The organism is Bacteroides sp. AF39-11AC (genome assembly GCF_003474285.1).
Classification (GTDB): domain Bacteria; phylum Bacteroidota; class Bacteroidia; order Bacteroidales; family Bacteroidaceae; genus Bacteroides.
This window is the reverse complement of record NZ_QROH01000018.1, coordinates 1-8,859: the sequence shown is the minus strand read 5'-3', so window position 1 is coordinate 8,859 and position 8,859 is coordinate 1. Positions and strand designations below refer to the sequence as shown.

Sequence of the window (8,859 nt, the reverse complement as noted above, 5' to 3'; positions counted from 1 at the left end):
TATAAAGTATTTCATAGATTTTCTTTCTTTCTGTATCCGGTCTATATTCTATTTCAATATCCGACCCCATATACCTCATCGCTTCCTCGACCGTAGGATAAACTCCCGCTGCAACCGCCGCAAACATAGCTGCACCCAATGCACACGTCTGTTCCGAGCGTACGATGCGGATAGGCATGCCCAGCACGTCTGCCAGCGTCTGCATTACAAAAGGAGCTTTCTTACTGATTCCGCCAATGGCATTGACCGAATCTATCCGCAGCCCCTGGCTTTTCATATGTTCCACAATGCGGCGGGAACCGAATGCTGTGGCTTCAACCAGCGCTTTGAAGATCTCCGGGGCAGTGCTGCCCAAAGTGAGTCCTGCAATAGCGCCTTTCACACTTTGGTCGGCATAGGGGGTACGGCGACCGTTCATCCAGTCCAGAGCGACGATGTTGTCTTCTGAGAGTTCTATCCCTTGGGCTTCACGCGTCAGACCGGTCAGCATGTCATCCAAGACTTTCTGTCCGGCTTCCGTTTCGGGAATATTCTTCAGTGCCCATGACGACACTTTCGCGAACCATGCATAAATGTCTCCAAAGGCTGACTGTCCGGCTTCGAAACCTATGAATCCGGGTAGTACGGACCCGTCTACTTGTCCGCAGATGCCTTCTATGCATCGGTCGCCTATCTCGGTTTTCTCCGCTACCATGATGTCGCATGTGGAGGTTCCCATGATGCGTGTCAGTACCCCTGGTGCTACCGAAGCTCCTACGGCTCCCATGTGTGCATCGAGTGCTCCTACGGCTACGGCGATGCCTTGGGGAAGTCCCAACCGGGCTGCCCATTCGGTGGTCAGTGTTCCGGCACGGGTGTCGCTGGTGTAAGTTTCGGTGAAAAGATGCGGAAGAATATTTCGCAGAGAGGGGTTAAGTTCTAAAAGAACTGAGAAAGAATAGAGAATCTAATACTTATATTTAGGAAAGTTAGGGATACAAAAAGCAAACAGTAGAAATTGAGTCACATTTCTACTGTTTATTATATTCTCACGATTTTTGTCTGAATTATGAATATGCCTGTACTACACTCTCTCCTTACCTACTCCTTACTTACTCCCTACCTACTCCTTACCTTCTCCTTATTATATAGAAGGAGTAGGTAGGGAGTAAGCAAGGTTCGACTAAAATTTAGATATGAGGCAGAAGTGAAATAGATTGGGTTAAAGAAAATGTTACAACCTACTATATAATAGTAAGATAGAGTTGAAATTATGGTTTATTTGGAACAGAGTCTGAATTAATCCCCGATATAATTTCTTCCGGTGAAAAAGGGCTTATACCAAATATATAACTCTGACCGGCATGAAAAGGCTCTGTCAATTCAAAATTTTCATAGGAGATACCACCGGGAATTGGAGATTTGCTGGCCCAATAAGTATAGCGTCCATTTACCACTCCTTCTAATTCATTACCTGGTTTTGGGCAATACCAATATTGTGTAGCCTTCTTGCCGGTATATTTCCAATGCGAATGAGTATCTTCTGCATAAACAGCTTGAGTTGGATCTTTTTCATCAGGTGAAGCAATGAACCAAGCACCGCCATTTTTATCTTTTATCATTTCAGCCAAAGAGGTATGATTGTGTTCAGTAAAATTAGAATCTGTATAAGTTGGCCATAACTGACCAGCTTCTTTTGTTTTTCCGTTTGCAAGATATAATGTTCTAAGCCGGGCTTTGTTACCCATTGTTGCTGTAAGGATGAAACGACTTAATTCATCGGATTCTTCCGTTACATATCCGGTTATTTCAAACTCATAAGGTTTGCCTGCAGTAAACTTAATCCGAACATAGACATCTGCACCGTTATCAAATGTCTCGCAAAAGAAATACACTGTCAATGTCTCAACTCCGTTTTCATTAGCCACTACTCCATGTGCCGGATAATATTTATCAGGAAAAGAAGGTGCTTCGGGTGTATCACTACTCCAAAAACGTTTTCCACGTACATTGTCCAGTTCACTCCATTCTAATTCGGATAATCCCCGGATACTTTTTGCTTTGTCTATAGGTTCAAATGCGATGAAGTTAGTTACTACAAATTCATCATGTTCCAAATAAGGAGTATAAATACGAATCAGCCCCCGAGGACCATCGAGTGGAGTGATCCCGATCCTGATACCATCAGCGAATCCCCATATTGGTTGTGCTTTGGTATTTTGGGCAGGTTGTACCCATATTCCGTTTTTCTCAGGAACTGCTAAAGTTTTAGGGTCAATTTTCAAATCTGTTTGGCCGTAGCAGTAATATATTCCGGCTACAAAGAATAAAAAGGTAAATAGAATCTTGGTTTTCATTGTCTTAAGGATTTAAATTTGTTTTTTATATGTTATTTATGGCAGTTTACCCGGCTTCCACTATAGTTGTACGCTGCAAATATAAAATTGTTATAACGAATTAGCAAAATAATTTGCAATTTAATTTTTTATGTTTATATTTGCAACGTGGTAAAGTGCTAAGTGCTACAAATTCAGTAGATAAATAAAAAGCATACTACCAATATATAGCAAAAACGTTATACTTAAATCCATATGTCAGCACTCAAAAAAGTATCGCTAAAAGACATTGCTGAAGCCGCAGGAGTATCAACAGCATTGGTTTCATTCGTACTAAACGGTAAGAAGAAGGAATATCGTGTGGGCGAAGAAACGGCTAAGCGTATATTGAAAATAGCCCAGGAAATGAATTACCAGCCCAATATTGCTGCCAAGAGCCTTCGCAGTGGGCGGACTAAAACAATTGGAGTTGTAGTGTCTGATATATCTAACCCCTTCTTTTCACAATTAGCCCGTATATTAGAAGACGAAGCAACTAAACGTGGATATACCGTACTTTTCGGTAGTTCAGACGAAGATACGGAAAAAATGGATCGCGTGGTAAGTAACCTTATTAATAAAGGTGTAGACGGACTTATTATCGTTCCTTGCGAGAATTCTGAAAAATCCATTGGATCATTGGTAGATAACAATGTTCCAATTGTACTCTTCGACCGTTATTTTCCTGAAATAAATGTCAGCTATGTGGCTCTGAATAATTGTAATGCAACTTATATTGCAACTAAATACCTGCTGGATTCCGGATATAAGGCTCCATGTATGGTAGCTTATGATATTAATCTGATCCACATGAAAGAGCGTATTCGCGGCTATAAGAAAGCTATGGAAGAGGCTGGTAAGAAACGGCTGGCAAACGTTATCTTCCTGAAACAGGATACTCCAAGGAAATCAGCCGACCGATTATTGCCTAAAACAATTGAGGGAGGGGCAGATGCATTTTTATTTGCAACCAATATGATATCAATAGCCTGTTTGTATACAATAAAAGATTTGGGACAAGAGGTTATCAATAGAATAGGTTTGGTAGGATTTGATGGGACTCCTGCATTCGACTTTTTCAGTGCCCCTATATCCTATGTTCAACAACCCGCTGAAGTATTAGTGCAGAAAGCGCTTGAGATACTGATAGATAATATTGCTAATGGTAATACTGTGCAGTCAGTACTTGCTGAAGGGGTGTTTGTGGAAATAACCCCCTAAGCGGGGCTATTTTTTTTAAATAGTTGCTTAAACGATTTAGTAAATTTATAATATTAACCCGTATAAATCTATTTAACCCATGATTAATTCAAGACTTATTAGCGGAAAGCCGAAAATTGGTATCCGGCCTATCATTGACGGCCGTCGCGGTGGCATCCGTGAATCACTGGAAGATATGACCATGACCATGGCTCATAAAGTAGCAGAACTTTATTCCTCCACTTTACGTCATAGCGACGGTACTCCTGTGGAGTGCATTCTTGCAGATACTACTATAGGTGGTGTGGCCGAAGCAGCTATGGCGGCAGAAAAGTTCCGAAATAACGGAGTAGGGGTCGTGCTTTCCGTTACCCCATGTTGGTGCTATGGATTTGAAACGATTGACATGGATGGTGAAATTCCGAAAGCTATTTGGGGCTTTAATGGGACAGAGCGTCCCGGTGCTGTTTATCTGGCTTCTGCCTTGGCAGGACATACACAAAAAGGACTGCCTGCATTTGGTATCTATGGACGTGATGTACAGGAGATTAGTAATACGGAAATACCGGAAGATGTACAAGCAAAATTGTTGCGCTTTGCCCGTGCAGGTTTGGCTGTTGCAACAATGAAAGGTAAATCTTATCTTTCAATTGGTAGTGTATCGATGGGTATTGCCGGTTCTATCCCTAATCCGGATTTCTTCCAGGAATATTTGGGCATGCGTAATGAGTATGTAGATGCCAGTGAAATTGAACGCCGTGTTCAGTTGGGCATTTATGATCATGAAGAATTTGAACGTGCCATGGCATGGACAGAGAAATATTGCAAAAGCAACGAAGGAACTGATTTCAATCCGGAACATCTGGTATATTCCCGTGAGGAAAAAGACGCACGTTGGGAGTATGTGGTGAAAATGACTCTGATTTTTCGTGACATGATGATTGGTAACCCTAAGTTGGCGGAGCTGGGTTTCAAAGAAGAGGCGATGGGACACAATGCAATTGTCGGAGGCTTCCAGGGACAACGTCAATGGACTGATTTTAAACCGGATGGAGATTTCTCTGAAGCTATTCTGAACAGTTCATTTGATTGGAATGGTATTCGTGAAGCATTTACTTTTGCTACGGAAAATGATACATTGAATGGTGTTTCCATGTTGTTGGGTCACTTATTATCCAACACTGCACAAATATTTGCTGATGTACGCACATATTGGAGCCCGAAAGCTGTAGAACGGGTAACCGGTAAAAAGCTGGAAGGCAAAGCTGCCAATGGATTCATTCATCTTATCAATTCCGGTTCTTGTACACTGGACGGAACAGGACTTGAAACCCGCGATGGTAAACCTGTTATGAAACCTTTCTGGGAAATATCCGAAGAAGAGGTTGAAGCATGCCTTGCTGCAACTAAATGGTATCCGGCTTCACGTGAATATATGCGCGGTGGTGGTTATTCTTCCCAATTCCTGACCCGTGGCGAAATGCCTGTAACCATGTGCCGTCTTAATCTTGTAAAAGGTCAAGGACCTGTGCTGCAAATAGCTGAAGGCTGGGCTGTCAACTTGGATGAAGATGTTTTCAAGGCTATTAATGAGCGTACCGACCGTACGTGGCCTTCTACTTTCTTTGCTCCGCGCCTGACTGGTAAGGGGCATTTCCGCGATGTATACACGGTTATGAACCGTTGGGGTGCCAACCATGGTGCCATCGGTTATGGACATACGGGTGCCGATTTAATTACGCTGGCTTCCATGCTTCGCATCCCTGTATGCATGCACAATGTTCCTGAGGAAGATATTTTCCGCCCCAGCTCATGGACTGCTTTCGGTGAAGATATGGAAGGTAGTGATTACAGAGCCTGCAAAAATTACGGACCTCTCTATAAATGAAAAACATTTGAGTTATGTTACAACGAATCAAATTGAGAAACACTCTGCTTGTAGGTGCGATTACGGTATTCGCATCTTGTGGCGGACAAAAAGAAGTTAAGATGGGAAGTTATGCTTATGATGCCCAGTTTCTGAAAGAGAATGGCATAGAATACACTGAACTGGTTTCTGCTGATGGAAATTCCAAAGTTATGATTGTTCCGGCATGGCAAGGACGGGTAATGACTACTTCCGCTTCCGGTGACGAAGGGGATAGTTATGGTTGGATAAATTACCGTTTCATACGTGAAGGTAAAATCAACCCGCAGTTTAATCCTGTAGGAGGTGAAGAACGTTTCTGGCTCGGCCCCGAAGGTGGACCATTTTCGCTCTATTTTAAGCAGGGACAGGAACAGGTTTATGATAACTGGGTAGTTCCCACGGTTCTTGATACGGAAGCTTTTACTATCAAGTCACAGGATAAAAATAGTATCCATTTCGCAAAAGATACCCGCTTGACCAATGCTTCAGGTACAGTATTCGATATGAATATCGACCGTACAGTATCATTGATGAATGCTAATGAAGTAGCTATGGATTTTGGTATACAACTTTCACCAGCTATGAAACTGGTAGCATATAAGAGCGATAACAAGATTACTAATACAGGGACCAATGCATGGACTAAAGAAGGTGGTCTTGTATCAGTATGGATGCTCAGTATGTTCAATCCTACACCGACTACCACCGTTTTCATTCCATACAAAGAAGATACGGAAGGCATTATTGTAAATGACGAATATTTCGGTAAGATTCCATCAGACAGATTGATTAAGGAAAATGGCATCATTTATTTTAAAATAGATGGGAAATATCGTTCAAAATTGGGATTACCAGCTTCACGTGCAACAAATTTATGCGGAAGTTATGACTCGTCAAAAGGTGTACTGACTATTTTATGGTGTAGCCTGCCCGATGCTCCTTCGGCTTATGTAAACGGTCAATGGGGACCTCAGGAAGATCCATTTGCCGGTGATGTTATCAATTCTTATAATGATGGTCCGGTGGAAGATGGCTCTATCATGGGACCTTTCTATGAAATCGAAACATCTTCTCCGGGAGCAGAACTTGCAGCCGGTGCATCTCTGGTACATACACAAAAGGTGGTTCACATACAAGGTGAAGACGGACAGCTCGCTCCTATCGTACAGAAATTATTCGGAGCAGATTTGAATGTAATTAAATCAAAGTTTCAATAGGGTAATTATATAATATCAAATTCGTATGGAATCGAATCGAATAATACCGAAAGGAATCCTCTTTCCGTTCGTCCTACTCACCACGCTTTTCTTTGCCTGGGCTGTCCCCAATAACCTTACGGATACCATGCTTGCCGCATTCAAGCGAATCATGAGTATGAGTGATTCTAAAACAGCTTGGATACAAGTGGTCTGCTATTTGTTGGGATATGGGTGTTGTGCTGTTCCCGGTGCTTTGTTCATCAAGAAATATACTTATAAATCCGGTGTAATGCTGGGACTTGGTCTATATGCGTTTGGAGCTTTACTATTCTATCCGGCAATGCTTAGTTCGGAAGTAAATGTTGAGTTCAGTTTCTTCATGTATTTGTTGGCGATCTTTGTACTTTTTGCAGGGCTTTCAGTTCTGGAAACTTCTACTAATTCCTATGTATTGGCAATTGGTCCTGAAGGTACTGCTACGCGCCGTTTGAACTTGTCTCAGGCATTCAATCCGTTCGGGGCAATTACGGGAGTAGTAATCAGCCAGATTTTCATTCTTTCACAACTGAATGGAATGACGGCAACAGAACGTGCCCAACTTCCGGTTGAAGAATTAGCTGTCATTCAGGGACAGGAATTGAATGCTGTTACTACGGCCTATGTAGTGCTTGGTCTGGTTATGGTAGTGTTGTTGCTTGCTATAAGACTGACCAAAATGCCAAATCTTCGTGAGAGTGGAGAAAAGGTTGAATTTGGTGCTACGCTTCGCCGGCTTGTAAAAAATAAGAATTATGTGTGGGGAGTAGTTGCACAATTCTTTTATGTTGGTGCTCAAATTGCTGTATGGTCTTTTGTTATTCGCTATGCTATGCAACAATTAGATTTTGACGGTGTATTGGCTTCTTTAGGAGATTCTGCTTCAGCAGATACTGTCGTCAATGCATTGCGTAATATAGAACCGATGGCTGCCGCATTTTATAATTGCTGTGAATGGCTTGGCCTGAACGACTTATTGCCGCGTACTGCAGAACAAGCTGCTGCCACTTATTACATCATGTCGCTCATTCTTTTTGTATTCATGAGATTTGCATGTACGGGAATGATGAAGTATGTGAAAGCTTATAAGCTACTGATAGGACTTGCCATTCTTGCCGTAATGTGCTGTTTGGGTGCCATGTTCGGTAAAGGGAGTTTCGGTGTTTATTGCTTGATGGGAATTTCCGGTTGTATGTCATTAATGTTCCCGACTATTTATGGTTTTGGCCTTACCGGACTTGGAGAGGACACTAAAATTGGCGGTTCGTTTATGGTAATGGCTATTGCAGGTGCTGCTATTCTGACTCAGATTCAAGGGATTGTTTCTGATCAAACTGGTAGTATCATGGCGGCTTATATTGTTCCGGCTATAGCATTTGCTGTAATCGCTTACTATGGATATTTCATTGCGAGAAAACAAGAATTGTCAACTAAATAAAGACTCACATGATAGAATTGAATAAGAAATATGTCATTGGACTTGATTTTGGTACGGATTCTTGTCGTGCACTGATAGTGGATGTATGCAATGGACATGAGATTGCTACGGGGGTAAGTTTTTATCCCCGTTGGAAAGCTGGTCTTTATTGTGATGCGCGATGTAATCGTTATCGGCAACATCCATTAGACTATATGGAATCTATGACGGAAGCCGTACATATGGCTTTATCTCATTTGAAGACGGAAGAAGTAGCTTCTATTTGTGGACTCTGCTTTGACACCACCGGTAGTACTCCTGCATTAACTGATCGTGATGGAATGCCATTGGCATTACGTCCTGAGTTTGCAGAAGAACCGGATGCTATGTTTATTCTTTGGAAAGATCATACGGCTGTTCGTGAAGCGGAACAGATTAATACTCTTATCAGAGAACGCAATCTTGATTATTTGCTCTATGAAGGAGGTACTTATTCTTCTGAATGGGTATGGTCGAAAGTTTTACATGTTATCAATACGAATCCTGCAGTAAGAGATGCCGCTTATTCATGGGCAGAGCATTGTGATTGGATGACGGGCTTGGTAACAGGGAATACAATACCTGAAAAAATGTTTCGTAGTCGTTGTGCTGCAGGTCATAAGGCCATGTGGCATGAGAGTTGGGGACTTCCTTCTTTCTCAGTTCTTTTAGAACTTAACCCCTCTCTGCGAAATATTCTTCCGC

6 protein-coding genes and 1 pseudogene are annotated in these 8,859 nt (G+C 42.1%); 5 read left to right on the top strand and 2 right to left on the bottom strand.

Annotation, left to right across the window (positions count from 1 at the left end):
• On the bottom strand, positions 1 to 817 hold an 817-nt coding region (locus tag DW036_RS25030; RefSeq protein ID WP_233560543.1), incomplete at its 3' end, for an FGGY-family carbohydrate kinase.
• Positions 818 to 1,250: 433 nt separating this feature from the next.
• Entirely contained in the window at positions 1,251 to 2,336 is a 1,086-nt protein-coding gene (locus DW036_RS25025) for a hypothetical protein (RefSeq protein ID WP_118466685.1), read from the bottom strand.
• Between the two features lie 234 nt (positions 2,337 to 2,570).
• On the opposite strand from DW036_RS25025, the gene DW036_RS25020 reads away from it, so the two are divergent.
• From DW036_RS25020 to DW036_RS25000, 5 genes and pseudogenes are all read left to right on the top strand, one after another.
• Complete coding sequence (locus DW036_RS25020; RefSeq protein ID WP_118466683.1) at positions 2,571 to 3,575, top strand: LacI family DNA-binding transcriptional regulator; 1,005 nt, start codon at positions 2,571 to 2,573, stop codon at positions 3,573 to 3,575.
• Positions 3,576 to 3,654: 79 nt separating this feature from the next.
• The gene (locus DW036_RS25015) at positions 3,655 to 5,442 is read left to right on the top strand and encodes an L-fucose isomerase (RefSeq protein ID WP_118466681.1); all 1,788 of its coding nucleotides are present in this window, start codon (positions 3,655 to 3,657) and stop codon (positions 5,440 to 5,442) included.
• A 14-nt stretch (positions 5,443 to 5,456) separates the two neighbouring features.
• Positions 5,457 to 6,680: a DUF6786 family protein gene (locus DW036_RS25010; RefSeq protein ID WP_118466679.1), complete on the top strand. Its 1,224-nt coding sequence runs from the start codon at positions 5,457 to 5,459 to the stop codon at positions 6,678 to 6,680.
• 25 nt (positions 6,681 to 6,705) lie between these two features.
• Complete coding sequence (gene fucP / locus DW036_RS25005; RefSeq protein WP_118466677.1) at positions 6,706 to 8,136, top strand: L-fucose:H+ symporter permease; 1,431 nt, start codon at positions 6,706 to 6,708, stop codon at positions 8,134 to 8,136.
• A gap of 8 nt (positions 8,137 to 8,144) precedes the next feature.
• Positions 8,145 to 8,859 (top strand): annotated as a pseudogene (locus DW036_RS25000) (ribulokinase); the annotation flags it as partial.

Excerpts from the sequence above, each read along its gene's own strand:
- DW036_RS25025 (WP_118466685.1), bottom strand. The coding sequence starts at position 2,336 with ATGAAAACCAAGATTCTATTTACCTTTTTATTCTTTGTAGCCGGAATA.
- DW036_RS25020 (WP_118466683.1), top strand. The coding sequence starts at position 2,571 with ATGTCAGCACTCAAAAAAGTATCGCTAAAAGACATTGCTGAAGCCGCA.
- DW036_RS25015 (WP_118466681.1), top strand. The coding sequence starts at position 3,655 with ATGATTAATTCAAGACTTATTAGCGGAAAGCCGAAAATTGGTATCCGG.
- DW036_RS25010 (WP_118466679.1), top strand. The coding sequence starts at position 5,457 with ATGTTACAACGAATCAAATTGAGAAACACTCTGCTTGTAGGTGCGATT.
- fucP (WP_118466677.1), top strand. The coding sequence starts at position 6,706 with ATGGAATCGAATCGAATAATACCGAAAGGAATCCTCTTTCCGTTCGTC.